This window comes from Acidimangrovimonas sediminis, from assembly GCF_002871005.1.
GTDB classification, from domain to species: domain Bacteria; phylum Pseudomonadota; class Alphaproteobacteria; order Rhodobacterales; family Rhodobacteraceae; genus Acidimangrovimonas; species Acidimangrovimonas sediminis.
Genome location: NZ_PHSN01000004.1, coordinates 120,384 through 142,591, shown reverse-complemented (window position 1 = coordinate 142,591; position 22,208 = coordinate 120,384). Strand labels below are relative to the sequence as shown.

25 protein-coding genes are annotated in these 22,208 nt (G+C 67.6%); 10 read left to right on the top strand and 15 right to left on the bottom strand.

The genetic code is table 11. The annotated features are described in order from the left end of the window. The first annotated feature begins 102 nt into the window (after positions 1-102). Positions 103-846, top strand: coding sequence for a YoaK family protein (locus tag CVV76_RS02925; RefSeq protein WP_102223126.1), 744 nt, complete (start codon positions 103-105; stop codon positions 844-846). 22 nt (positions 847-868) lie between these two features. Here the strand turns inward: CVV76_RS02925 and CVV76_RS02920 are convergent, their stop codons facing one another. From CVV76_RS02920 to CVV76_RS02885, 9 genes are all read right to left on the bottom strand, one after another. After that, on the bottom strand, positions 869-2,089 hold the full coding sequence (locus CVV76_RS02920) for a cysteine desulfurase (protein WP_102223125.1): 1,221 nt from the start codon (positions 2,087-2,089) through the stop codon (positions 869-871). 21 nt (positions 2,090-2,110) lie between these two features. Beyond that, positions 2,111-2,704 carry a YIP1 family protein gene (locus CVV76_RS02915; protein WP_102223124.1) on the bottom strand — a complete coding sequence of 198 codons (594 nt, stop codon included), beginning with the start codon at positions 2,702-2,704 and terminating at the stop codon, positions 2,111-2,113. A gap of 10 nt (positions 2,705-2,714) precedes the next feature. Next, positions 2,715-3,215: a YIP1 family protein gene (locus tag CVV76_RS02910; protein ID WP_102223123.1), complete on the bottom strand. Its 501-nt coding sequence runs from the start codon at positions 3,213-3,215 to the stop codon at positions 2,715-2,717. A gap of 1 nt (position 3,216) precedes the next feature. Beyond that, the gene (gene sufD / locus CVV76_RS02905; RefSeq protein WP_102223122.1) at positions 3,217-4,506 is read right to left on the bottom strand and encodes a Fe-S cluster assembly protein SufD; all 1,290 of its coding nucleotides are present in this window, start codon (positions 4,504-4,506) and stop codon (positions 3,217-3,219) included. Then, positions 4,506-5,261, bottom strand: a complete 756-nt coding sequence (sufC, locus tag CVV76_RS02900; RefSeq protein ID WP_102223419.1) for a Fe-S cluster assembly ATPase SufC — start codon at positions 5,259-5,261, stop codon at positions 4,506-4,508. Before sufC ends, sufD begins: the two co-directional genes overlap by 1 nt. 72 nt (positions 5,262-5,333) lie before the next feature. Continuing rightward, on the bottom strand, positions 5,334-5,510 hold the full coding sequence (locus CVV76_RS24890; protein ID WP_158243087.1) for a hypothetical protein: 177 nt from the start codon (positions 5,508-5,510) through the stop codon (positions 5,334-5,336). Continuing rightward, positions 5,507-7,033, bottom strand: coding sequence for a Fe-S cluster assembly protein SufB (gene sufB / locus CVV76_RS02895; protein ID WP_102223121.1), 1,527 nt, complete (start codon positions 7,031-7,033; stop codon positions 5,507-5,509). Before sufB ends, CVV76_RS24890 begins: the two co-directional genes overlap by 4 nt. Before the next feature lie 41 nt (positions 7,034-7,074). Next, entirely contained in the window at positions 7,075-8,136 is a 1,062-nt protein-coding gene (locus tag CVV76_RS02890) for a cysteine desulfurase family protein (RefSeq protein ID WP_233192692.1), read from the bottom strand. A 63-nt stretch (positions 8,137-8,199) separates the two neighbouring features. Next, a complete protein-coding gene (locus CVV76_RS02885) occupies positions 8,200-8,670 on the bottom strand; it encodes a type II toxin-antitoxin system RatA family toxin (protein ID WP_102223119.1) in 471 nt (156 codons plus the stop codon). Between the two features lie 88 nt (positions 8,671-8,758). Here CVV76_RS02885 and hpt point away from each other — a divergent pair, with 88 nt between their 5' ends. From hpt to CVV76_RS02860, 5 genes are all read left to right on the top strand, one after another. Beyond that, positions 8,759-9,316, top strand: coding sequence for a hypoxanthine phosphoribosyltransferase (gene hpt, locus CVV76_RS02880; RefSeq protein ID WP_102223118.1), 558 nt, complete (start codon positions 8,759-8,761; stop codon positions 9,314-9,316). Next, positions 9,313-9,498: a hypothetical protein gene (locus CVV76_RS02875; RefSeq protein WP_102223117.1), complete on the top strand. Its 186-nt coding sequence runs from the start codon at positions 9,313-9,315 to the stop codon at positions 9,496-9,498. Before hpt ends, CVV76_RS02875 begins: the two co-directional genes overlap by 4 nt. A gap of 128 nt (positions 9,499-9,626) precedes the next feature. Next, on the top strand, positions 9,627-10,097 hold the full coding sequence (locus CVV76_RS02870) for a c-type cytochrome (RefSeq protein ID WP_102223116.1): 471 nt from the start codon (positions 9,627-9,629) through the stop codon (positions 10,095-10,097). Between the two features lie 130 nt (positions 10,098-10,227). After that, positions 10,228-11,118: a c-type cytochrome gene (locus CVV76_RS02865; protein WP_102223115.1), complete on the top strand. Its 891-nt coding sequence runs from the start codon at positions 10,228-10,230 to the stop codon at positions 11,116-11,118. A 131-nt stretch (positions 11,119-11,249) separates the two neighbouring features. Further along, positions 11,250-11,555 carry a hypothetical protein gene (locus CVV76_RS02860; protein ID WP_146010236.1) on the top strand — a complete coding sequence of 102 codons (306 nt, stop codon included), beginning with the start codon at positions 11,250-11,252 and terminating at the stop codon, positions 11,553-11,555. Between the two features lie 9 nt (positions 11,556-11,564). Here the strand turns inward: CVV76_RS02860 and lipA are convergent, their stop codons facing one another. Further along, positions 11,565-12,515: a lipoyl synthase gene (gene lipA / locus CVV76_RS02855; RefSeq protein ID WP_102223113.1), complete on the bottom strand. Its 951-nt coding sequence runs from the start codon at positions 12,513-12,515 to the stop codon at positions 11,565-11,567. 230 nt (positions 12,516-12,745) lie between these two features. Between lipA and hpaR the strand changes: the two genes are divergently transcribed. Next, positions 12,746-13,213, top strand: a complete 468-nt coding sequence (hpaR, locus tag CVV76_RS02850) for a homoprotocatechuate degradation operon regulator HpaR (RefSeq protein WP_102223112.1) — start codon at positions 12,746-12,748, stop codon at positions 13,211-13,213. A 111-nt stretch (positions 13,214-13,324) separates the two neighbouring features. Next, positions 13,325-14,017: a M48 family metalloprotease gene (locus CVV76_RS02845; protein ID WP_102223111.1), complete on the top strand. Its 693-nt coding sequence runs from the start codon at positions 13,325-13,327 to the stop codon at positions 14,015-14,017. On the opposite strand, the gene CVV76_RS02840 is transcribed toward CVV76_RS02845, so the two are convergent. From CVV76_RS02840 to CVV76_RS24885, 3 genes are all read right to left on the bottom strand, one after another. Further along, on the bottom strand, positions 14,014-14,565 hold the full coding sequence (locus CVV76_RS02840; protein ID WP_102223110.1) for an RSP_2648 family PIN domain-containing protein: 552 nt from the start codon (positions 14,563-14,565) through the stop codon (positions 14,014-14,016). The genes CVV76_RS02845 and CVV76_RS02840 overlap by 4 nt on opposite strands. Next, a complete protein-coding gene (locus tag CVV76_RS02835) occupies positions 14,562-15,773 on the bottom strand; it encodes an RSP_2647 family RNA methyltransferase (RefSeq protein WP_102223109.1) in 1,212 nt (403 codons plus the stop codon). Before CVV76_RS02835 ends, CVV76_RS02840 begins: the two co-directional genes overlap by 4 nt. A 228-nt stretch (positions 15,774-16,001) precedes the next feature. Continuing rightward, complete coding sequence (locus tag CVV76_RS24885) at positions 16,002-16,169, bottom strand: RSP_7527 family protein (protein ID WP_158243086.1); 168 nt, start codon at positions 16,167-16,169, stop codon at positions 16,002-16,004. 258 nt (positions 16,170-16,427) lie between these two features. Between CVV76_RS24885 and edd the strand changes: the two genes are divergently transcribed. Next, complete coding sequence (gene edd, locus CVV76_RS02830) at positions 16,428-18,233, top strand: phosphogluconate dehydratase (protein WP_102223108.1); 1,806 nt, start codon at positions 16,428-16,430, stop codon at positions 18,231-18,233. A gap of 190 nt (positions 18,234-18,423) precedes the next feature. Beyond that, positions 18,424-19,065, top strand: coding sequence for a bifunctional 4-hydroxy-2-oxoglutarate aldolase/2-dehydro-3-deoxy-phosphogluconate aldolase (eda, locus tag CVV76_RS02825; protein WP_102223107.1), 642 nt, complete (start codon positions 18,424-18,426; stop codon positions 19,063-19,065). Here the strand turns inward: eda and CVV76_RS02820 are convergent. Then, positions 19,056-19,346 (bottom strand): hypothetical protein, encoded by a 291-nt coding sequence (locus CVV76_RS02820; RefSeq protein ID WP_233192691.1) that lies wholly within the window; start codon positions 19,344-19,346, stop codon positions 19,056-19,058. The genes eda and CVV76_RS02820 overlap by 10 nt on opposite strands. A gap of 7 nt (positions 19,347-19,353) precedes the next feature. Then, a complete protein-coding gene (locus CVV76_RS02815) occupies positions 19,354-22,158 on the bottom strand; it encodes a [protein-PII] uridylyltransferase family protein (RefSeq protein ID WP_102223417.1) in 2,805 nt (934 codons plus the stop codon). Positions 22,159-22,208 lie beyond the last annotated feature (50 nt).

The following is a 22,208-nucleotide window of genomic DNA, read 5'->3' as shown; positions in this document are numbered from 1 at the left end:
CTCTATAGCTGCCCCGGACGCAGGGTGCAACGGGGGAATTGCACGAAGGCGGCCGGGGGCTTACGCCTTGGCACAGGACGGCGCCACAGGCGGAGGAATGCGATGCTGATCCATACGGGCGATGCGCGGACGGTCAGCTTCGACCTCAGGCTGGCCGCGGTCCTGTCGCTGGTCGCGGGCGCGGTGAATGCCGCGGGGTTCCGCTCGCTGGGGCTGTTCTCGGGCAACATGACCGGCAATGTCTCGGCGCTCTCGGATTACCTCGCGCTCGGGCATTGGGGCCTTGCGGGCTGGGCTGTCAGCCTTGTCGCGGCCTTCGTCGCGGGCGCCTTCACATCGGCCCTCCTGATCGAGATCGGACAGAACCGCCGCGTCCATGGCATCTACGCCTACGCGATCCTGGCCGAGGCCGTCCTGCTGGCCCTGGTCGGGGCCGCGGATGCCGCCTTGCCGCCGGGGCCCGGTGATCCACTGGTTTTGGTGGGGGTGGCCTTTGCCATGGGGCTGCAGAACGCGGCCACGACGCGGATCTCCGACAGCCGGGTGCGCACGACCCATGTCACCGGCATCGCGACCGACATCGGGGTGGAACTCGCCATCCTCCTCGGCGGGGCGCGAAGTCAGTCGGGCCCTGCGGTGGTGCGTCACCGGCTTGCCCTGCACGGGGTCACGCTGGCCGCCTTCGTGATCGGCGGGCTGGGCGGGGTGCTGGCCTATGGCGTGGCGGGCGCGGGCCTCTTCGTGCTGGCCGCCGCGGTACTCGTGGCCGTCGCCCTGCCCGAAGCGCGCAAGGCGCGCGCCGCAGGGCGGGATGCAGGCCGCGATGCGGACCAGGGCGCCGGATGAGGCCCCGGCCCGACCGTCCGGATCAGCCGAACAACTCGTGGCAAAGCTCCAGCGCCTCGACCAGCACGTCCACCTCTTCGGGCGTGTTGTAGAGGCCGAAGGACGCGCGGCAGGTCGCGGTCACGCCCAGGTGTTCCATCAGCGGTTGGGCGCAATGATGGCCCGCCCGCACCGCCACCCCCTTCTTGTCGAGCACGGTCGAGATGTCATGCGCATGGGCCGCGCCGTCGAGAGTAAAGGAAAAGATCGCCCCCTTGGTCGCCGACTTGCCCTGCACGTTCAGCCAGTTCAGCCCGTCCAGCCGGTCGCGGGCATAGTCGCGCAACGCCCGCTCATGCGCCGCGACATTCTCCATCCCCAGATCCATGAGGTATTCCAACGCGACACCGAGGCCGATTTGCTGAATGATCCCGGGGGTTCCCGCTTCGAATTTCATCGGTGGGTCGGCGTAGCTCACGGCGTCCTTCGTGACCTCGCGGATCATGTCGCCCCCGCCGAGGAAGGGGCGCATCTCGGCCTGCCGCTCTGCCTTGATCCAGATCGCGCCCGACCCGGAGGGGCCGTAAAGCTTGTGCCCGGTGATCGCGTAGAAATCACAGCCGAGATCCTGCACGTCCACCGGCCCGTGCACCGCCCCCTGCGAGCCATCCACCAGGACCGGCACGCCCTTGGCCGCCGCCCCGGCGCAGATCGCCTTGATGTCCACCCTGGTGCCCATGACGTTGGACATGTGAGTGACGGCGATCAGGCGGGTCCTGGGCCCGACGGCATCAAGCACCGCCTGCGGATCGAGATCGCCATTCACGTCGACATCGACCCATTTCAGCACCACGCCCTGCCGTTCGCGCAGGAAATGCCAGGGCACGATGTTGGCGTGATGCTCCATCACCGAAAGGACGATCTCATCGCCGGGCTGGAACCGCGGCGCGGCCCAGCCGTAGGAAACAAGGTTGATCCCCTCGGTCGAGCCGGAGGTGAACACGATCTCTTCCTCGTGGCCGGCGTTCAGGAACCGCGCGATGGTGCCCCTCACGGCCTCGTACTTGTCGGTCGCAAGGTTGGAAAGATAGTGCAAGCCACGGTGAACGTTGGCGTATTCCATGGAATAGCCCTGGGTCACCGCGTCGATGACCACCTGCGGCTTTTGCGCCGAGGCGCCGTTGTCGAGGTAGACCAGCGGCTTGCCGTTCACCTGCCGCGACAGGATGGGGAAATCGGCGCGGATCTTGGCGACGTCGTACATGGCGCTCTCCGAATGGGCCGGTCAGTAGGAACCGGGCGGGACGACTCCGAAGGCCGTCAGCAGGAAGGACAGGATCAGCATCACCACCACACCGGTGGCGATGATGCCCACAAGTACGAGCCCCAGCGAGCGGAACCCGTGAAGTTCGGCGACCGCATTGGTCAGGGTCCAGACCAGCGCGACGAACGTCGCGACGATGACAAGCACACCGAGGAACGGCAGCGCGAGGATCGCGATCAGCTCGGCCACCTGCAGGACAAGGGTCAGGCCCTGCCACCACGCGACGACCTTCAGCGCGCCCAGCATCTCGCCCTTGCCGCCGAAGATCCGGCCGCCAAAATGGATCGCGGGCACCAGGATCGCCAGAAGGCCGAACTGCATCAGGCTCATCGCGGCCGGACCGGGAAGCGAGGCACGGGCGAAGGGCAGCGAATCCTCAGGGCCGATGAACAGCTCGGACCAGGCCAGCAGCCCGGCGAGGATCGCCATCACCACCAGCGCCTGCCACAGGATCCCGGCCCCCAGCGGCGCGTCGAGCAACCGGCGCACCACGCCGCGCGGGCGCAGCACCGACTCGCGCAACAGCGCCCACAGATCCCCAGCGGTCAAGGTCATGCTGCCGTCCTCACACACCTACGCGTTCCGATGCGCGCCCGGTCGCGCGCAATCCCCCGAGCCAGAGCCAGAGGAAGGCCGCAGCCACGATCCAGCCCAGCACCCGCGGACCGGAACCGTCCCCGACCAGCCCCGCGACGACTCCGTTCAAAAGCATCAGCGGGCTGATCGCCAGCATCGCCCAGAACAGCGCCAGCCGGGCGCCGTACCAGCTCCCCTGCCCGCCAAGCGCTCGTGCCACGAGATGGGCAAGCGCCGCAAGGGCATAGGCGATGACCGGCAAGAGGAACAACGTGCTCATCAGCGCCCCGCCCAGCCTCTGGTCGAAGGTGACCGAGGGCGCCAGATGCGCGGCCCGCGACAGGCCGGGCCATTCGCTTACGAAGATCAGGAAACAGGCCAGCATCAGCCAAGCCAGCGCGCGGTCTTCCCGCACCCCCTGGCCCAGCTTGCGCAGGGCGACCCGGCCGGGGGCACGGTAGCTTTCGGCGATGTCCCCGACCAGCGACATGTCAGGCCATGCGGCGCGACAGCCAGCCTTCCAGACGGCCGCGGATGTCCTCCGAGATCGCCTCGTCCTCGATCTCGTCCAGCGCCTCGGCCAGGAACGCCAGCACCAGAAGCGACTGCGCCTCGCGCTCCGGCACCCCGCGCGAGCGCAGGTAGAACAGCGCCGTGTCGTCGATCGCGCCCGAGGTCGAACCGTGCGAACAGCTCACGTCATCGGCGTAGATCTCCAGCTCCGGCTTGGCGAGGAACTGGCTGTCGTCGTCCAGAAGCAGCGACTGGCTGATCTGATAGCCGTCGGTCTTCTGCGCGCCGGGCTGCACCAGGATCTTGCCCTGAAAGATGCCCTCGGCCCCGTTGCGCAGCACCTTCTTGAACACCTGACGGCTTTCGCAGCGCTCGGCGTCATGGGTCACGAATACCGTGTCGTCGTGATGGAAATCGCCGTCGCCCATCGCCGCACCCGCCACATGGGCCAGCGCGTCGTCGCCGGTCAGCTCCACCACCACCTCGTTGCGGGTCATCACGCCGTTCGCAGTGACCGTGAAGGTCTTGAACCGGCTCTCCGTCCCGAGGCGGGCGAAGATATGGGTCGCCGCGCGACGCTCATGGTCGCGGCCTTGGGTGCGGATGTGGTGGAAGGACGCCCTGTCGGCAACCTCGACCTCCAGCACCTTGTTGAACCGCGCCGCCGCCGGACCGCTTTCCAGCAGGGTGAACTCGGCCCCCTCCTCGACCCTCACACAATGGTGGAGGATCGCATCGGAAGTCTCTGATTCATGGTAGTAAACCAGATGCACCGGCTTCTCGGCCTTGCCCGTGACCCGGATCAGAACGCCATCCGTCGCATAGGCGGAGTTCAACGCCGCCAGCGGCCGCTTCACCGGCGACTGGCCCTGCGCCTCGAGCAGGCCGTACATCTCGCGCGCCCAATGCACGTCGGTCTGGCCAGCCTCCGCCAGGCGCGAGATCTCGACCCCCGCCATTGCCGGATCGTCGGAGGCCGCGGCATCGAACACGCCATCGACGAACACGAGCTTCACCCGGTCGATCGCGTCGAAGGCCGGCGCCTCATCCGTCGGCTTGTAGGGCGCGGCGGGTGTCACCTCGGGAGAGATCAGCGTCGTCGGGTTGGTCCAGCGCCAGTATTCGTCGCGCCGCCCCGGCAGCCCCATCTCGTGCAGCCGCGCCTCGGCCTGGCCGCGCGCCAGGCTCAGCCATCCGCCCGAAGCCGGTTTCGTCAAACTCTCAAGCCGCGCCGCCAGCGCGTCTTCCTTCGCTTGCGGCAAGGCCATCAGTTCGCCTCCGCGAGCAGGTCGGCATAACCGTTGTTCTCGACCTCGAGCGCGAGGTCGGGACCGCCGGTCTTGATGATCCGTCCGTTCGACATGATGTGCACGACGTCGGGTTTGATATGGTCCAGAAGCCTTTGATAATGCGTGATGACCAGGAAACCCCGCCCCTCGTCGCGCAGCGCGTTCACGCCCTCCGCCACCAGCTTCATCGCGTCGACGTCCAGCCCCGAGTCGGTCTCGTCGAGGATGCACATCGTGGGTTCCAGCATCGCCATCTGCAGGATCTCGTTGCGCTTCTTCTCACCACCCGAGAAACCCACGTTGACCGGCCGCTTCAGCATCTCGGCGTCGATCTTCAGGGTCTTCGCCTTCTCGCGGATCAGCTTGAGGAAGTCGCCGGCGCTGATCTCGGGCTCGCCGCGCGCCTTGCGTTGCGCGTTCAGCGCGGTGCGCAGGAAGGTCATGTTGCCGACGCCCGGAATTTCGACCGGATACTGGAACGCCAGGAACAGCCCCGCCGCCGCGCGCTCCTCCGGATCCATGTCCAGCAGGTCGTGACCGTCGAGCGTGGCGGTCCCGTCCGTCACCTCGTAGCCGTCGCGGCCCGAGAGAACATAGCTCAGCGTCGACTTGCCCGAGCCGTTCGGGCCCATGATCGCATGCACCTTGCCGGGCTCGACCGTCAGGTCGACACCCTTCAGGATCTGCTTGTCTTCTTCTTCAAGTTTGACGTGCAGGTTCTTGATTTCCAGCATCTTCTTCCTCATCCGTCGATGACGCGGACCGCAGCCCTCGCGTCCTGATTCCGTTCTGCGCCCTTTCGGCGCCTATTCCTCGATCCGCCCGAACAGCGCCCGCATGAAGATGCCGGCACTCATGCCCACGATCAGCACCACGGCGTAGAAGCGCGCGGACCAGTCGATCCAGCCGACCGAGCGCAGGACTGCCAAGGCCGCACCGATATAGACCACAAGAAAAACAATCTTGTAGACGGCGATCTTCACCCGACCGACCCTTCCAGAGAAATCGCGACCAGGCTTTGCGCCTCCATCGCGAATTCCATCGGCAGGGCCTGCAGCACCTCCTTGCAGAAGCCGTTAACCACCAGCGCTACGGCCTCTTCCTCATCCATCCCGCGCGAGCGGCAATAGAACAGCTGGTCGTCGTCCACCTTCGAGGTGGTCGCCTCATGCTCCACACGGCTCGTGTTGTTCTTCACCTCGATGTAGGGAACGGTATGCGCCCCGCATTTGTCGCCGATCAGCAGGCTGTCGCACTGCGTGTAGTTCCGCCCGTTCGCGGCCTTCGGGTGCATCGACACGAGGCCGCGGTATGTGTTCTGCGCCTTACCCGAGGAAATCCCTTTGGAAACAATGCGCGAGCGGGTGTTCTTGCCAAGATGGATCATCTTGGTCCCGGTGTCCGCCTGCTGCATGTTGTTGGCGATGGCGATCGAATAGAACTCGCCCTGGCTCTCGTTCCCGCGCAGGATGCAGGACGGGTATTTCCAGGTGATGGCAGAGCCGGTTTCCACCTGCGTCCACATCACCTTGGCCCGGTCGCCACGGCAATCGGCACGCTTTGTGACAAAGTTGTAGATGCCACCCTTGCCCTCTTCATCGCCCGGGTACCAGTTCTGGACAGTCGAGTATTTCACCTCGGCATCCTCCAGCACCACGATCTCCACCACGGCGGCATGAAGCTGCGCGGTGTCGCGCTTCGGCGCCGTGCACCCCTCGAGATAGCTGACATAGGCGCCCTTTTCGGCGATGATCAGCGTCCGCTCGAACTGACCGGTGTTCTCGGCGTTGATGCGGAAGTAGGTCGACAGCTCCATCGGGCAGCGCACGCCTTCCGGGATGTAGACGAAGGACCCGTCCGAGAAGACGGCCGAGTTCAGCGTGGCAAAGAAGTTGTCCGATTGCGGCACGACCGAGCCGAGGTATTTCTTGACCAGATCGGGGTATTCGCGAATCGCCTCCGAGATCGGCATGAAGATCACGCCGGCCTTCTTCAGCTCTTCCTTGAAGGTCGTGCCCACCGAGACGCTGTCGAACACCGCATCCACCGCCACGCGGCGGTCGCCCTGCGCTTCCTCGGCGCCCTCGACCCCGGCCAGGATCATCTGCTCCTTCAGCGGAATCCCCAGCTTCTCGTAGGTGGCCAGAAGCTTCGGATCGACCTCGTCAAGGCTCTTGGGCTTCACCTCCATGCTTTTCGGCTTGGCGTAGTAGAACTGGTCCTGGTAGTCGATCATCGGAATGTCGAGCAGCGCCCAGTCCGGCTCCTCCATTTGCTGCCAGCGGCGGAACGCCTGCAGACGCCATTCGGTCATCCACTCGGGTTCCTCGTTCTTGGCCGAGATCAGGCGCACGATGTCCTCGTTCAACCCCTTGGGGGCAAAGTCCATCTCAATCTCGGTTTCCCAGCCGTACTTGTACTTGCCGGCCATCGCCTGAACGGCTTCGACCGTCTCGCGATCAACGCCTTCACGCACTTCGGTTTCCGGTGTGTCCAGTGCAGCCATGTCTTTTTCCCGTTTCCTCTCGGGGCTTTACACCCCTTTGTTCATGCAGCCCTGTCGCGAAACTTCCGCCACTTGGCCAGCCACGCCTCGGCGAAGCGCAGCACGTCATCCTCACGCACGCCCGGCCCCAAAGACACGCGCAGGGCCCCCGAGGCAGCTGCCTCGTCCATCCCCATCGACGTCAGAACCTGGCTCGCGCGCACCTTCCCCGACGAACAGGCCGACCCCGCGGAGACCGCGAAACCGGCAAGATCCATCTGCATCACCTGCGTCTCGCCCTTCCATCCCGGGGTCACAAAACACGAGGTATTCGGCAGGCGCGCGCCCGCTTTCCCGACAATAATAGTCGTCTTTGCCTCGGTTGCAATCGCCGAGTCTAGAATATTTCTAATTCGTGAAACTTCCTCCCAGGCGCCCGCGGCAAGCTCCTTCGCCGCGGCCTCGGCCGCCGCGCCGAAACCCACGATGCCCAGCAGGTTCTCGGTGCCCGCCCGGCGCCCCATCTCCTGCCCGCCACCGCGAATCCGCGCCGGAACGTCAAGGCCCCGCTTCAGCACCAGCGCCCCCACGCCCTTCGGCCCGCCAAGCTTGTGCGCCGAGACAAGACCCATGTCGCAGCCCAGCCAGTTGAAGGCGATCGGCAGCTTGCCGAAGCCCTGAGTCAGGTCGCTGAGCGCCAGGCCCTCCGGCAGCTCCTGCACCACCCCGGTCTCGGAATTGGCGATCTGAAGCGCCGCGCGCGCGGGGTCCGGCACCGCCACCCTGCCCCTGCCGTCAGCCGAAAGATCTTCGGCACACCAGGCCCTTATAGCGTCATGCTCGACCCCGGAACAGCTCAGTTCCCGCCCTGCCAGCGCCAGCGCCGCCGCTTCGGTCGTGCCGGAGGTAAAGACGATGTCCGCCCCCTCGGCCCCCAGCGCCGCCGCCACCTGCGCCCGCGCGGTCTCAAGCAGCCCCTTGGCCACGCGCCCCTCGGCATGCACGGAAGACGGGTTGCCGACCGCATCCATCGCGGCGATCATCGCCGCCCGCGCCTCGGCGCGCAGCGGCGTCGTCGCGTTCCAGTCCAGATAGACGCGCTCGGCCAAGACTTTGCCTTTCATTGTTCCCTAAATACGCAAGCAACGCCCGCCAAGGGCGCGGCATCAGGGGCTTTTCGCCCCAGATCAGCCCTCGATCGCCGCTCTCTGGCCGTAAAGTGCCGCGGCGCGCTCCTCGAACGCCTTCACCATCCGCCGCACCGCCTCGTTGAAGACGACACCGATCACCTTCTGCAGGATCGCGTTCTTGAACTCGAAATCGACGAAGAAGTCCACTTCCGACCCGCCCTCGCCGCGGTCGCGGAACGCCCAGTTGGAGATCATGTAGCGGAACGGGCCGTCGATATACTCGGTGTCGATCTTCTGCTTCTCGGGCCAGAGCACGACCCGGCTGCCGAATCTCTCGCGGAACACCTTGAACGAGATCACCAGATCCGCCTCCATCACCTCCGACCCGTCGGGTTGCGGCGTGCGCTTGCGCACCCGGGCGGCGGCGGTCCAGGGCAGGAACTTGGGGTAGCTTCCGACATCGGCCACGAGGTCGTACATCTCCTGCGCCGTATAGGGCAGGACGCGGGTTTCCTTGTAGGTCGGCATCTGGGAATTTACTTCGTGCTGCGGCGTTCTTCGTGACTTGCGGACCGAATGTCTTTACTTCTGCCGGCGAAATCAAGGGGCGCAGGCCGTGACGAAACCTTATGTCATCGACGAATTGATCTCGGCCAAGGCGATCGCCGCCCGGATCGAGGACCTGGCGCGCCAGATCTCGCGCCATTACGCCGGCACCGACAAGCTTGTCGTCGTCGGCCTGTTGCGCGGGTCGTTCATCTTCATCGCCGATTTGGTGCGCGAGATCGACCTTCCCGTCGAGGTCGACTTCCTCGAGGCCTCGTCTTACGGAAACGCCATGGAGACTTCGCGCGAAGTCCGCATTCTCAAGGACTTGAGAAGCGCAATTGAAGGGCGCGACGTGCTGGTGGTCGAGGATATCGTCGACACCGGCTTTACCCTTCATCACGTCGTCAACCTGCTCAAGAGCCGCAATCCCGCCCGGCTGGAGGTCTGCGCGCTGCTCGACAAGCCGGCGCGGCGCGAGGTCCCGATCCGCGCCACCTGGACCGGGTTCGAGATCCCGGACGAATTCGTCGTCGGCTACGGCATCGACTATGCGCAGCGCAACCGCAACCTGCCCTTCATCGGCAAGGTGCGCTTCACCGATCCGGCGCCGGAGGGCGCCGCGTGAACCCCATGTGGCTTGTCCGCATGGCCCGCTGGGCCCGACACCCGCCAGGGCCGCGACAGGTGATGCTGGTGGTGGGCGTCATCGCGGCATGCCTGCTGATCGCCTGGGCCGGGCAAAGCAGCTGGTGGCCGGACTGGGCAACGCTGAGGCCGACCCGCCACCACGGGATCGGCCTGCGCTAAGCGATTGCGACACCGGCGAAGTTCCGCGCCATCGCCGCGTCCGGCCCGGGCCGGTGCAACAAAGGGGGTCGCCTTCGCGGGATCCTACGCTACACTCACGAAAAGCTCACGCTCCCGGGAGATTTTTCATGAAGCCTGTTTCTGCCGCGCTCGCAGCCTGCGCCACCGTCATTACCCTCGCCGCCTCTGCCGCGCTTGCCGCCGGCCCGATGGACGGCGCGATCAAGGCCCGGCAGGGCCTCATGGACAACCTCGCCTTCAACCTCGGGGTCCTTGGCGGCATGGCAAAGGGGGCCATGCCCTATGACCAGTCGGCCGCGCAGGCCGCGGCGGGCAACATCGTCACCCTGACCACGCTGAACGAAGGCGCCTACTGGCCCAAGGGCAGCGACAATGGCGCCGTCGAGGGCACTCACGCCCTGCCTGCCATCTGGGACAAGCCCGACGCGTTCATGGGCCACATGAAGGACTTGCACGACGCCGCGGTGAAGATGCAGGAAGCCGCGGGCACCGACCTCTCGGCCGTCCAGGGCGCGATGAAGGGCGTCGGTGGCGCCTGTGGCGGCTGCCACAAGCAATTCCGCGCCCCATCGAACTGATCGTGTCAAACTGATCGCTTCGAACTGATCCCACCGAACTGACCCCGCTGTCCCGCCGGACGGACAGGCGGACCGGGGGCGCCCTCTCCGCGACGGACGGAACCGGGCTGGCACGAAAGGAACGGCGGCGATGGGACGCCTGCTCATGCTTCTTGCGGGCCTCGTGGCCGCCGGGCTCGTGGCTTTCTGGGTGATCACCGCGCCCGACCCGCTGCCCGACGACGCGATGGCGGGGCTGAAGGGCGACGCCAGCCGGGGAGAGCTTGTGTTCTGGGCCGGCGGCTGCGCCTCGTGCCATGCCGACCCGCAGGCCAAGGGCGCGGATCAGCTGAAGCTTGGCGGCGGGCAACGGCTGGAAAGCGCCTTCGGCACCTTCCTTACGCCCAACATCTCGCCCGACCCGACCCACGGCATCGGCGCCTGGACGCTGCACGACTTTGCCGACGCTATGCTGCGCGGGATCCGCAAGGACGGGGCGCATCTTTACCCCGCCTTCCCCTATTCCAGCTACGACAAGATGACCAAGGGCGACGTGGCCGACCTCTGGGCCTATCTGCGCACCCTGCCCCCGGTCGCCACCCCGAGCCAGCCGCACGAGCTGTCATTCCCGTTCTCGATCCGCCGGCTCGTGGGCGGCTACAACTTTCTCTTCGTCTCGACCGACTGGGTCGTCACCGGCGACCTGACACCCGTGGAGGAGCGCGGCCGCTACCTCGTCGAGGCGGTAAGTCATTGCGGACAGTGCCACACCCCGCGCAACGCGCTTGGCGGGATGCAAACCGGGCGCTGGCTGGCCGGCGCCGCGAACCCCGACGGCAAGGGCCGGATCCCGAACATCACCCCCGCCGCCCTGAGCTGGTCGCGGGCGGATATCGTGGCCTACCTGTCCACCGGGCTGACGCCGGAATTCGACAGCGCCGGCGGCCACATGGCCTATGTCGTGGAAAACATGGGTCACCTACCCAAGTCGGATGTCGAGGCGATCGCCGCATATCTCAAGAAGGTGCCGCCGATGAAGTGACGGCCCGTGCAGGCCGCGATTTCCTCGGATCCGCGCGATCCGCCATATTTGCGCCACATTTCTGCCACGGTAAATCCGTTGTTCGGACGGAACGTCTAGTGCTGCCGGAGGAAACCGTAGGAGCCGGGAACGTGCCGCAGATCACAAAAGCCGCCTTTGCCGCCGCAACGACCGCTGCCCTCTGCATGGCGCTGACAGCCTCGTCCGCGCTGGCCGCCGAATTTCACCGCCACAAGAAATCCAGGGGGCCGGGTCACATCTTTCCCGTGGCCTTCGCCACCAACCCGACGCCGGTTTACGGCCGCACGCCCGGCTGGCGGGTGACGGCGCCGGTAGCCCCCCCGCTGGGTGAGCCGGAGCTCAAGATCGCGGTTCGCCCCGGGGTGACCCCGAGAGCCGCGCGGATCTACACGCTGGGCGTCAGCTACGGGTTCTGAGGGGCGCGTTCACGCCCCCTGCAGACGCGCCAGACGGGCCTCGCGCATCCGCGCGAAATCGTCGCCGGCGTGGTAGGAGGAACGGGTCAGCGGCGTCGACGACACCATCAGAAACCCCTTGCCCCACGCCGCCTTCTCATAGGCCTTGAACTCGTCGGGCGTGATGAAGCGCGCGACGGCGTGGTGCTTCGGCGTCGGCTGCAGGTACTGACCGATGGTCAGGAAATCCACGTCGGCCGAGCGCATGTCATCCATCACCTGCCGCACCTGCGGCGCCTCTTCGCCAAGGCCGACCATCAGGCCCGACTTGGTGAACATCGCCGGGTCCAGCTCCTTCACGCGTTGCAAAAGCCGCAGCGAGTGGAAATAGCGCGCACCCGGCCGGACCGAAGGGTAAAGCCCCGGCACGGTTTCCAGGTTGTGGTTGAAGACGTCGGGCCGCGCCTCGACCACCTTCTCCAGCGAACCGGGGGTGGATTTCAGGAAGTCGGGCGTCAGGATCTCGATCGTGGTCGTCGGGCTGCGGTGACGGATCGCGCGGATCGTCTGGGCGAAATGCTCGGCCCCACCGTCGTCCAGGTCGTCGCGGTCGACCGAGGTGATCACCACGTGGTTCAGTCCCAGCTGCTCCACCGCATGCGCCACCCGCCCCGGCTCGAACACGTCGAGCGCGTTGGGGCGACCGGTCGCGACGTTGCAGAAGGTGCAGCCGCGGGTACAGATCTCGCCCATGATCATCATCGTTGCATGGCCCTGGGACCAGCACTCACCGACATTGGGACAGCCCGCCTCTTCGCAGACGGTAACCAGCTTCTGCTCGCGGATGATGTCGCGGGTCTGCTTGTAGCCCGCGCTCACCGGCGCCTTGACGCGAATCCAGTCGGGCTTTTTCGGCTGGGCATTGTCGGTACGATGCGCCTTTTCCGGATGGCGCTGATCGGGGATCTTGAGGTCGCGCATGCGGCCCTCCTGCTCACGATGCTTTGCAAGGTGACATAGGCCGTTTGCCGGGAAAGGGCAACGCCCGGGCGCAGCCTTCCCCGCAAGGCCGCCCTTCGCCCGACACATGGCAGATCTTGCCTCACGACGCGCCGGACGGGGCCAGAACGCGCAGCACGCGCCGGATACGTTGATCGGCCCGGGCCCCGGTGCTACCCAAACGCCAGTCAACGCGCCGGTCAGGAGGGACAATGGCCAAGCTGAGGGGCTACGAATCCGCCCTGCCCATCGCACTCCTGCGCGCACGCGAGGCGACGATGCGGCGGTTCAAGGGGCATGTCGACGCGACCGGGCTGACCCTGCCGCAATGGCGGGTGATCCGGGCCCTGGCCGATGCCGGGCCCCTCGACGCGCGCAGCCTGGCGGAACGCTGCGTGATCCTGCCGCCTTCTCTCACCCGCATCTTCCGGGCGCTCGAGGACAAGGCACTGATCGAGACGATCGAGGCCCACGACGCGCGGCGCCACACGGTCCAGCTGACCGCGGCAGGCCAGGCGCTCTACGACCGGATGTCGGGCCGGTCCGAGGCGATCTACCGCGAGCTGGAACAGGCTTTCGGCACGGAGAACATGGCGGAGCTGCTGCGCCTTCTGACCCTTCTGCGCGAAACCGCCGAGGCGATGCCCACGGGAGATGTGGATATTATCATCACGAAATGAATACGTGGCAATAGTTTATAAGGTGATGCTTATGTTCCACGCACACCGGCCCGGCGGGGCCGGATCGCAGCACCTCTGGTGTCGCGGCCGTCTCTCGCCCATATTTCGCGGATGATCCGTCTTGCCCCGATCCTCATCGCGATCCTGCTTGGCTACCTCACGTGGCGCTTCTCGGCATGGCAGACCGCCAAGACCCTCGACCGCCAGTCCGAACCCTTTGCCGATCCGGGGCTGGCGCCGCTGTTGGAGCGGATGGCCGAGGCGCTGGGGGTGCGTCGGATCCAGGTCCAGCTCTACCGCATCCGGCCAGTCAACGGGCTCGCCGCCCCAGACGGAAGAATCTTTCTGACACAAGGATTTGTCGACCGTTATAAAAGCGGCGACGTCAGCGCGGAGGAGCTTGCCACCGTGATCGCGCATGAGCTGGGGCACGTGGCGCTTGGGCATTCCCGGCGGCGGATGATCGATTTTTCCGGTCAGAACGCGATGCGCATGGCGTTGGGGATGATCCTGTCGCGCTTCGTACCGGGGCTGGGGATGTGGCTGGCCAACATGCTCACCAGCCTTCTGGCCGCGCGCCTCAGCCGCCAGGACGAATACGAGGCCGACGCCTACGCCGCCGCTCTGCTGACCAAGGCGGGCATTGGAACATCGCCGCAGAAGTCACTGTTTCAAAAGCTGGAAAGCCTGACTGGCGGCGCCGGGTCCCCGGTTCCGGCCTGGCTGATGAGCCACCCCCACACCGCGGACCGCATCGCCGCGATCGAGGCGATGGAACGGCGGTGGTCCAGGGTCGCGGGCTAGACCCCGTCGCGCTGCAGCGCCTTGCCCAGCCGCGGCAGGCGCGCACGTTTCATCAACGGGCGGAGCGGCTGCGCCGTCCCCGACAGACGCTCGGCCGTGGCGCGGACAGCCTCCACCACCTCGGCCACGGCCTCCGGGTTCTCGGCCAGCAGCGCGATCAGGAACTGGTCTGGATCGCGCCGGTCCAGCCCTTCCTCGGCCAGCGTGGCGCGGGGAAAATCCTGCGCGTTGTAGGTGATTATCAGGTCGGCATTTCCCGAAATCGCGGCGGCCAGCACGTGCACGTCGTTCGGATCCGGCAGGTAGAGCCGCGATTCCAGCCCCGGCGCCGGCGCCACCTCGGCCCCCGGGAATCTCGCCCTGAGCGCCACGACCTCGCCCCGCGCGATGGTTTCCGCACCGGGCCCCAGCTTCACCGTCGCCCGCGCCCATTCCTCGAGGATCCGCGCCGACCAGAGCGGGGTATAAAGCCCCCGTGCGGCACAGCCGATCAGGATCTCGCGCAGAACGGTGGGATAAAGGACACAGGCGTCAAGCAGCGCCTTCACGGCATCATCCGGTAGAACAACGCCTTGAGATAGCCCGATTCGGCCAATTGCGGCATCAGCGGATGGTCCGGCCCGGCAAAGCCCGTGTGAATGATCTGCCCGCTGCGCCCGCCCCGCCCGATACCGCGGGTCGAGGCCGTGCGGAACGCCCCCAGATCGGCGGCATGCGAGCAGGAGCAGAGCCCCAGCACACCCCCCGGCGCGACCAGTGGCGCGGCCAGCCGCGCGACGCGCTCATAGGCCCGCAGCCCCGCTTCCAGCGCCTGTTTCGACGGCGCGAAAGCGGGCGGGTCGCAGATCACCATGTCGAATTGCGCGCCTTCGGCGGCCAGCGCCTCCATCTGCGCGAAGGCATCACCCTGGCGGGTGACGAAGCGGTCCGCCGCCTCCATCGCGATGGCGCCCTTGGCGGCAAGATCCAGCGCCGGGGCCGAACTGTCGACCGCCGTCGCCTGCACCGCCCCCGCCGCAAGCGCGGCCAGCGAGAAGCCGCCCACATGCGAGAAGACGTCGAGCACCCGCGCCCCCTTGGCAAAGCGCTGCGCAAAGGCATGGTTCGGTCGCTGGTCGAAGAAAAGCCCGGTCTTCTGCCCGCCCAGCACGTCCGCCATATAGGTCGCGCCGTTCATGGCCACACTCAAGGCGCCGCTCACATCCCCCTGAATAACAACCGTTTCCTCGCCCAGCCCCTCAAGGCTCCGGGCCCGGCCCGTGGCGTTCTTGACGATGTTGGCGACCCCGGTCACCTCGGCCAGCGCACGGGCGAGATCGTCGAGCCCCGCCTCGGCCCAGGCGGCGTTCGGCTGGATCACCGCAGTGTCGCCGAACCGGTCGATGACCACCCCGGGGAGGCCGTCCGCCTCGGCATGCACGAGCCGGTAGAAGGGCTGGTCGAACAGCGTCTCGCGCAGGGCAAGCGCGTGGCGCAGCCGGGCCGCGAACCACGCCGTGTCGATCGCTGCCCGCGGGTCGCGGTCGAGCATCCGCCCGATGATCTTGGAATTCGGATTGACCGTCACCAGGCCCATCGGATGGCGCTCGGCATCCTCGAGCACGGCCAGCGTGCCCGGCGCCAGGGCCCTTGTACGCCTGTCGGTCACCAGCTCGTCGGCATAGACCCAGGGAAAGCCATGACGGATGGCGCGCGCCCCGGCCTTGTTGGGGCGGAGGCGGACAGTCGGACGGGTGGAAAGCGTGTTTTCGGTCATGGCCCCTCCTACCCGGTTCCGATTGCGGCGGGAAGGGTCTCCTTCCCAGGGGCGTGAGGTTCCGGGGTGCGTGAGGGACGTCGACGCGAAACGCAAAAGACCCCAGGGTGCGCCCGGGGCCTTTTCGCTTGTGCACCGTTTCTTGTGCAACGTCTGGCTTGTGCGCCCTCGTCGATCCCGCCGTCTGTTGCCTGCGCGGCCACCGCCCGAAGGATCAGGGCGTGCGGATCAGGACGCGTGGGCTGCCGAACTGCGCGCGGTATCGGCGCGGTGGGTGCGGCGGCTCGCGAACCACTTCCTGAGATTGGCGAACATCTGGGCCGAAGCCTCGGCGCGCATGCGGCGCACGTCGCGCTCGATGGTCGCGTAGTCGATCATTCCGTCTTTGTCGTACATGGCCGGTCTCCTGTTCGATACTGGCCTCCCTGCCGCCAAAGATAGGTCAGCCTCGCTGACCATACAAGCGCGTGATCGGAAACCCTGCCTTGCAAGGTGTGCATGGCGGAGCGCCAGGCGCCCCCGGGGTTGCGCCCCGCGCCAGTGGGCGTACCCTGTTGCCGTCAACAATTACATTCGCCCCGTCCCTCTTTTCAAATCGGGCGAAATCTGATTTGTTAGCGCTAACGAAGCCACTGCCGCGACCCGGAGGAGCCCATGCCGCTGGACCACACGATCGCGCGGGTGACCGAGCGGATCCGCACCCGCTCCGCCGCCAGCCGCCAGACCTATCTCGACAAGATCGCCCGCACCGCCGAGGCGGGCACCCGTCGCGCCCACCTGACCTGCGGCAACCAGGCCCACGCCTATGCCGCGATGGGCGACGACAAGGCCGCGCTGGCCGAGGGCCGCGCCCCCAACATCGGCATTGTCACCGCCTACAATGACATGCTCTCGGCCCACCAGCCGTTCGAGACCTACCCCACGCTGATCCGTGAGGCCGCCCGAAAGGCCGGTGCCACGGCGCAGGTCGCAGGCGGGGTGCCCGCGATGTGCGATGGCGTAACACAGGGCCAGCCGGGGATGGAGCTGTCGCTGTTCTCCCGCGACGTGATCGCGCTGGCGGCGGGGGTTGCGCTCAGCCACAACACCTTCGACGCGGCGCTCTACCTCGGGGTCTGCGACAAGATCGTGCCGGGTCTCGTCATCGCGGCGGCCACCTTTGGCCATATTCCGGCGGTCTTCCTGCCGGCGGGCCCGATGACTTCCGGCCTGCCCAACGACGAGAAATCCAAGGTCCGCCAACGCTTCGCCGCCGGAGAGATCAGCCGCAAGGAACTGATGGAGGCCGAGATGGCCTCCTACCACGGGCCGGGCACCTGCACCTTCTACGGCACGGCGAACACCAACCAGATGCTGATGGAATTCATGGGCCTGCACCTGCCAGGCGCAAGCTTCGTCAACCCGGGCACCCCCCTGCGCGACGCGCTCACCGTCGCTGGGACCGAACGCGCGGCGGCGATCACCGCGCTCGGGAACGATTACACCCCGGCGTCCGAGGTGCTTGACGAACGGGCGTTCGTGAACGGCATCGTGGGCCTGATGGCGACGGGCGGATCGACGAACCTGGTGATCCACCTGCCCGCCATGGCGCGCGCTGCGGGCGTCCTCCTCGACATCGAGGATTTCGCCGAGATCTCGGCCGCCACGCCGCTGATGGCCAAGGTCTACCCGAACGGCCTTGCCGACGTGAACCATTTCCACGCGGCCGGGGGCCTTGCCTACATGATCGGCGACCTGCTCGACGCGGGCCTGCTGCACCCCGACACCAAGACCGTCGCGGGCGACGGGCTGTCGCTCTACACTCAGGAACCCAGGCTCGAGGGGGGCTCCCTCGCCTGGCACGCCGGGCCGGGGCAAAGCCTGAACGACAAGATCCTGCGCCCGGCGTCGGATCCGTTCCAGCCCGAGGGCGGACTCAAGCAGCTTTCCGGAAACCTCGGGCGCGGCGTCATGAAGGTCTCGGCCGTATCGAAGGATCACCACGTGGTCGAGGCGAAGGCGCGCGTCTTCCACGACCAGGCCGAGGTGAAGACAGCCTTCCAGGCCGGTGAATTCACCGAAGACACCGTCGTCGTCGTCCGCTTCCAGGGGCCGCGCGCCAATGGCATGCCTGAACTTCACTCGCTCACCCCGCTGCTGGCCGTGCTGCTCGACCGCGGGCTGCAGGTGGCGCTCGTGACCGACGGGCGGATGTCTGGCGCGTCTGGCAAGGTGCCCGCAGCGATCCACGTCTCGCCCGAGGCCGCGACGGGCGGCCCGATCGCCCGTCTGCGCGACGGCGACCGGGTGCGGGTCGACGCGACCGCCGGCACCCTCGCCGTGCTCGAGGCGGATTTCGACAGTCGCGCACCGGTAACGGCGGATCTGTCCGGGTACCACACGGGTCTCGGCCGCGAGCTGTTCGAAAACTTCCGCGCCAATGTCGGCCCCGCGACCGAGGGCGCCGGCGTCGTCGTCTGACACTGGCGCCGGACCCGGCGCTGATGGTATGCCGCCTTCGGCGAGAGTATTCGGACCAGGATGAAAAGGCATCGCGCAGCCGCGCTCGCCGGCTTATTGTGACGGCACTTCATCTTTGCAGAAATACTCTCGCCGAAGGCATCCGACACCTGCCCCAGCGCCCGAACGACCGAATAACGAAAGGCCCCACATGACCCCGCAAGACGCCTCCCGCGCCGCCGCCGAGCTTTGCCGCCGCGCGCCGGTGATCCCCGTGCTGGTGATCGACGAGATCGCCCATGCCCGTCCGCTGGCCGAGGCGCTGGTCGCCGGCGGTCTTCCGGCGCTTGAGGTGACGCTTCGCACCCCCTGCGCGCTGGAGGCGATCGCCGAGATGGCCGGGGTCGAGGGCGGCATCGTCGGCGCGGGCACCCTGTTGACGCCCGCCGACGTGACGGCGGCGGTGACGGCGGGCGCGAAATTCGGCGTCTCGCCCGGCGCGACCGACCGGATCCTCGACGCCTGCGAGGCGGCGGACCTTCCGCTTCTGCCCGGGGCCGCCACGGCGTCGGAGGTGATGGCGCTGCTCGAGCGCGGCTATACCGTGCAGAAGTTCTTTCCGGCCGAGGTGGCGGGCGGCGCGAAGGCGCTGAAGGCGCTCGGGTCGCCAATCCCGCAGGTCAGCTTCTGCCCGACCGGCGGGGTCAGCCCGGCCAATGCCGGGGACTACCTGTCGCTTGCGAACGTGCTTTGCGTCGGCGGTTCGTGGGTCGCGCCGAAGGACCTGATGGAAAAGGGCGATTGGGAGGGCATCACCGCTCTTGCCAGGACCGCCGCCGCGCTTCAGGCCTGAGGGCCGAGCCGCCCCGCGCGCCCGCCCCGGCGGCGCGGCGCCGGGGCTTCGGTCAGCCCTTCGCTCAGCACGCGGCTCATCGGGTGGTCGGGGGTGTCCAGCGCATAGCTCGCGATCAGCACGCGCATCGCCTCGCGCGGGTCGACCCCCGGGGCGAGGCTGAGCGCCCAGTCGATGAAGATCGACCGGCATTCGGGCGCCGTGATCCCCTCGATCCGGTAACTTTCGCGGACCAGGCCCTTGGGATCCGCCACCTCCTGTCCGATCATCCGCCGTCCCATCCCGTCCTCATTGCGTCCTGTCCGTCTCGGGCAACAGCTCCGTGATGACATCGGCTGCGGCCTTCGTCCGGTCTGCAAGCGCCGCCGACAGGTCGGGAAGCGACGTGGCATCGGTTTCGCGCAGTAGGAAGGCGCGCGCGCCCTCGCCCAGGCTTTCGGGGTCGAGCGGCCGGTCCGTCAGCAGCCGGTGCACCGCGGTCAGGCGCCAGCACAGACGGTAGGCCGAGATCAGCGCGGCCTCCGCCTCCGGCCCGATCGTCCCCGCGCGACGGCCCGCGGCGATCTGCTGTTCCACCCGGCGCGCGGGCGTGCCGGCGATCAGCGCGAGCGTCTCGGCCGCAAGCTCCACCTCCATCATCCGCCCGGGGCCCAGCTTGGCCTCCCACGCGCCCTGCCCGGGCTTGGCCGCCCGAAGCCGTGCGCGCATCTCGGCCACGTCGTGGCGCACGCCCGCCCCCGCGCCCTTGTCGCGCAGCAGCCGGCGCCGGAACGACTCGATATCCGACCCGAGGCCGGGATCCCCCGCCACCTGCCGCGCGCGGGTCAGGGCGAGGTGTTCCCAGGTCCAGGCCTCGTCCTGCTGGTAGCCCCGGAAGGCGGCCCAGGAGGTCGCGACCGGCCCCTGCCGCCCCGAGGGGCGCAGCCGCATGTCGACCTCGTAAAGCCGCCCCTCGGCCATCGGCGCCGTCAGCGCCGTCACCAGCGCCTGGGTCAGCCGCGCATAATAGGGCCGCACGGTCAGCGGCCGCGGGCCGTCCGAGGCCTCGGCCCCCTCGGCATCGTAGATCACGATCAGGTCGAGGTCGGAGGTCGCATTCAGCCGCCCGGCGCCGAGGCTGCCCATCCCCAGGACCGCCGCGCCCCGTCCCGGCGGCGGGCCGTGGCGGGTGGCGAAATCGTCGACGCAGGGTTGCCACAGGGCGGCGACCACCGCCTCGGCAAGGTCGGCATATTGCTTGCCCGCCTCGAAGGCGTCGATCAGCCCGCGCAGGTGATGCACGCCGATGCGGAAGTGCCATTCCTTCGCCAGTCTGCGCGCGGTATCGAGCGTGCGTTCGTAATCCGGTGCCCGGCTGAACGCCCGTTCGAATTCGGCGCGCAGGGCGGCCGTCCCGGGCCAGGGCGCGAAGAAGCTGCCGCCCAGCACGGCGTCAAGGACGGCGGCGTTGCGACTGAGGTAGACTGCCAGCTGCGGGACGGTGGCGCAGATGTCGACGATCAGGTCGATCAGGGTGGGGTTGGCCTCGAACAGCGAGAACAGCTGCACCCCGGCGGGCAGCCCCGAAAGGAAGCCGTCGAAGGCACGAAGCGCCTCGCCGGGGTTGGCGGCGCGCTGCATCCGGCCAAGGATCACCGGGCGCAGGCGGCGGAAGATCTGCACAGCCCGGTCGGTCCGAAGCGCCGGGTAATTGCTCCAGCCATCGGTGATCCTGCGGGTCTCGGGGTCGTCGGGCGCCTGCGCGCCGGTGCCACCGGGATGTTCGTCGGGGGCAAAGAACCCCTCGGTCAGGGCATCGACCCGGTTCAGCCGGTCGAGCAAGGTGGCACGGAAGGCGGCGGTGTCGCCCTCACCGCACATCCGGGCGATGCGCTCGATCCCCTCGGGCGTCGTGGGCAGGGTGTGGCTCTGGGCGTCCTGCACCATCTGGATGCGATGCTCCACCTCGCGGTGGGCGCGGTAATGGTCGATGAGTTCAGCCGTCACCTCGCCCGGCACCCACCCGGTTTCCGTCAATCTTTCAAGCCCTTGCACGGTTTTCTTCACGCGCAGCGCGGGATCGCGGCCGCCTGCGATGATCTGCCGGGTCTGGGTGAAGAACTCGATCTCGCGAATCCCGCCACGGCCGAGCTTCATGTTGTGCCCCTCCAGCGTGATCGGACCGGCCAACCCCTTGTGCTCGCGGATCCTCAGCCGCATGTCATGCGCGTCCTGGATCGCCGCGAAGTCGAGGTGCTTGCGCCAGACGAAGGGGGTCAGCGTGCGCAGGAACCGCGCGCCCGCCTCCAGATCGCCGCCACAGGGCCGGGCCTTGATATAGGCCGCGCGTTCCCACGTCCGGCCGACGCTTTCGTAATAGCTCTCGGCCGCGGCCATCGACAGGCAGACCGGTGTGACCGAGGCGTCGGGGCGCAGCCGCAGGTCGGTGCGAAAGACATAGCCCTCGGGCGTCAGGTCCGACAAAAGCGCCGCCATCTTCCGCGTCGCCCGCACGAAGGCCATGCGCGCCTCCTGCGCCGCGGTGGCATCCTCGAACCGCGTCTCGTCGTAAAGGCAGATCAGGTCGATGTCGGAGGAATAATTGAGCTCCCCCGCGCCCATCTTGCCCATCGCCAGCGCCACCATTCCCGCCGCCGACCCGGCGTCGTCGGGGCCTGCGCCGGGGATCTTGCCGCGCCGGATCTCGTCGGCCACCAGTCGGCGGATCGAGAGGTCGACCGCCATGTCGGCCAGCCGGGTCAGCGCGCCTGTGACCTCTTCCAGCCGCCACACCCCGCCCAGATCCGCCAGCGCCGCCAAGAGTGCGACCCGCCGCTTCGCTTGCCGCAGCCCGGCCCCGAGTTGATCGAGCGGCAGCTCCTCCAACCCCGCCAGAGCGCCCTCCAGCGCCGCTTCGGGCGTGCCATCGAAGGCCGCGCCGATCCACGCGTGTTCGCGCGCAAGAAGGCCCTTGAGATAGGGGCTGCACCCCGCCGTCCCCGCGATCAGCGCCCCCAGTTCGGGCGGAACCTCGGGAAAGGCCGCGCGCGCCTCTGCGCCTGCGGCGGCGTCGAAGGCGATCGGGCAACGGGTCAGGCGGGATGCGAAACTCATGGCGCCAAGATGGCCGCGCCGCGCCGGCCGGTCAATCTCGCCTTCCTCCA

What these genes read in the sequence shown, in the direction of transcription:
- CVV76_RS02925 (WP_102223126.1), top strand. Translation starts at nt 103, where the DNA reads ATGCTGATCCATACGGGCGATGCGCGGACGGTCAGCTTCGACCTCAGG.
- CVV76_RS02920 (WP_102223125.1), bottom strand. Translation starts at nt 2,089, where the DNA reads ATGTACGACGTCGCCAAGATCCGCGCCGATTTCCCCATCCTGTCGCGG.
- CVV76_RS02915 (WP_102223124.1), bottom strand. Translation starts at nt 2,704, where the DNA reads ATGACCTTGACCGCTGGGGATCTGTGGGCGCTGTTGCGCGAGTCGGTG.
- CVV76_RS02910 (WP_102223123.1), bottom strand. Translation starts at nt 3,215, where the DNA reads ATGTCGCTGGTCGGGGACATCGCCGAAAGCTACCGTGCCCCCGGCCGG.
- sufD (WP_102223122.1), bottom strand. Translation starts at nt 4,506, where the DNA reads ATGGCCTTGCCGCAAGCGAAGGAAGACGCGCTGGCGGCGCGGCTTGAG.
- sufC (WP_102223419.1), bottom strand. Translation starts at nt 5,261, where the DNA reads ATGCTGGAAATCAAGAACCTGCACGTCAAACTTGAAGAAGAAGACAAG.
- sufB (WP_102223121.1), bottom strand. Translation starts at nt 7,033, where the DNA reads ATGGCTGCACTGGACACACCGGAAACCGAAGTGCGTGAAGGCGTTGAT.
- CVV76_RS02890 (WP_233192692.1), bottom strand. Translation starts at nt 8,136, where the DNA reads ATGAAAGGCAAAGTCTTGGCCGAGCGCGTCTATCTGGACTGGAACGCG.
- CVV76_RS02885 (WP_102223119.1), bottom strand. Translation starts at nt 8,670, where the DNA reads ATGCCGACCTACAAGGAAACCCGCGTCCTGCCCTATACGGCGCAGGAG.
- CVV76_RS02870 (WP_102223116.1), top strand. Translation starts at nt 9,627, where the DNA reads ATGAAGCCTGTTTCTGCCGCGCTCGCAGCCTGCGCCACCGTCATTACC.
- CVV76_RS02865 (WP_102223115.1), top strand. Translation starts at nt 10,228, where the DNA reads ATGGGACGCCTGCTCATGCTTCTTGCGGGCCTCGTGGCCGCCGGGCTC.
- lipA (WP_102223113.1), bottom strand. Translation starts at nt 12,515, where the DNA reads ATGCGCGACCTCAAGATCCCCGATCAGCGCCATCCGGAAAAGGCGCAT.
- hpaR (WP_102223112.1), top strand. Translation starts at nt 12,746, where the DNA reads ATGGCCAAGCTGAGGGGCTACGAATCCGCCCTGCCCATCGCACTCCTG.
- CVV76_RS02845 (WP_102223111.1), top strand. Translation starts at nt 13,325, where the DNA reads ATGATCCGTCTTGCCCCGATCCTCATCGCGATCCTGCTTGGCTACCTC.
- CVV76_RS02835 (WP_102223109.1), bottom strand. Translation starts at nt 15,773, where the DNA reads ATGACCGAAAACACGCTTTCCACCCGTCCGACTGTCCGCCTCCGCCCC.
- CVV76_RS24885 (WP_158243086.1), bottom strand. Translation starts at nt 16,169, where the DNA reads ATGTACGACAAAGACGGAATGATCGACTACGCGACCATCGAGCGCGAC.
- edd (WP_102223108.1), top strand. Translation starts at nt 16,428, where the DNA reads ATGCCGCTGGACCACACGATCGCGCGGGTGACCGAGCGGATCCGCACC.
- eda (WP_102223107.1), top strand. Translation starts at nt 18,424, where the DNA reads ATGACCCCGCAAGACGCCTCCCGCGCCGCCGCCGAGCTTTGCCGCCGC.
- CVV76_RS02820 (WP_233192691.1), bottom strand. Translation starts at nt 19,346, where the DNA reads ATGGGACGGCGGATGATCGGACAGGAGGTGGCGGATCCCAAGGGCCTG.
- CVV76_RS02815 (WP_102223417.1), bottom strand. Translation starts at nt 22,158, where the DNA reads ATGAGTTTCGCATCCCGCCTGACCCGTTGCCCGATCGCCTTCGACGCC.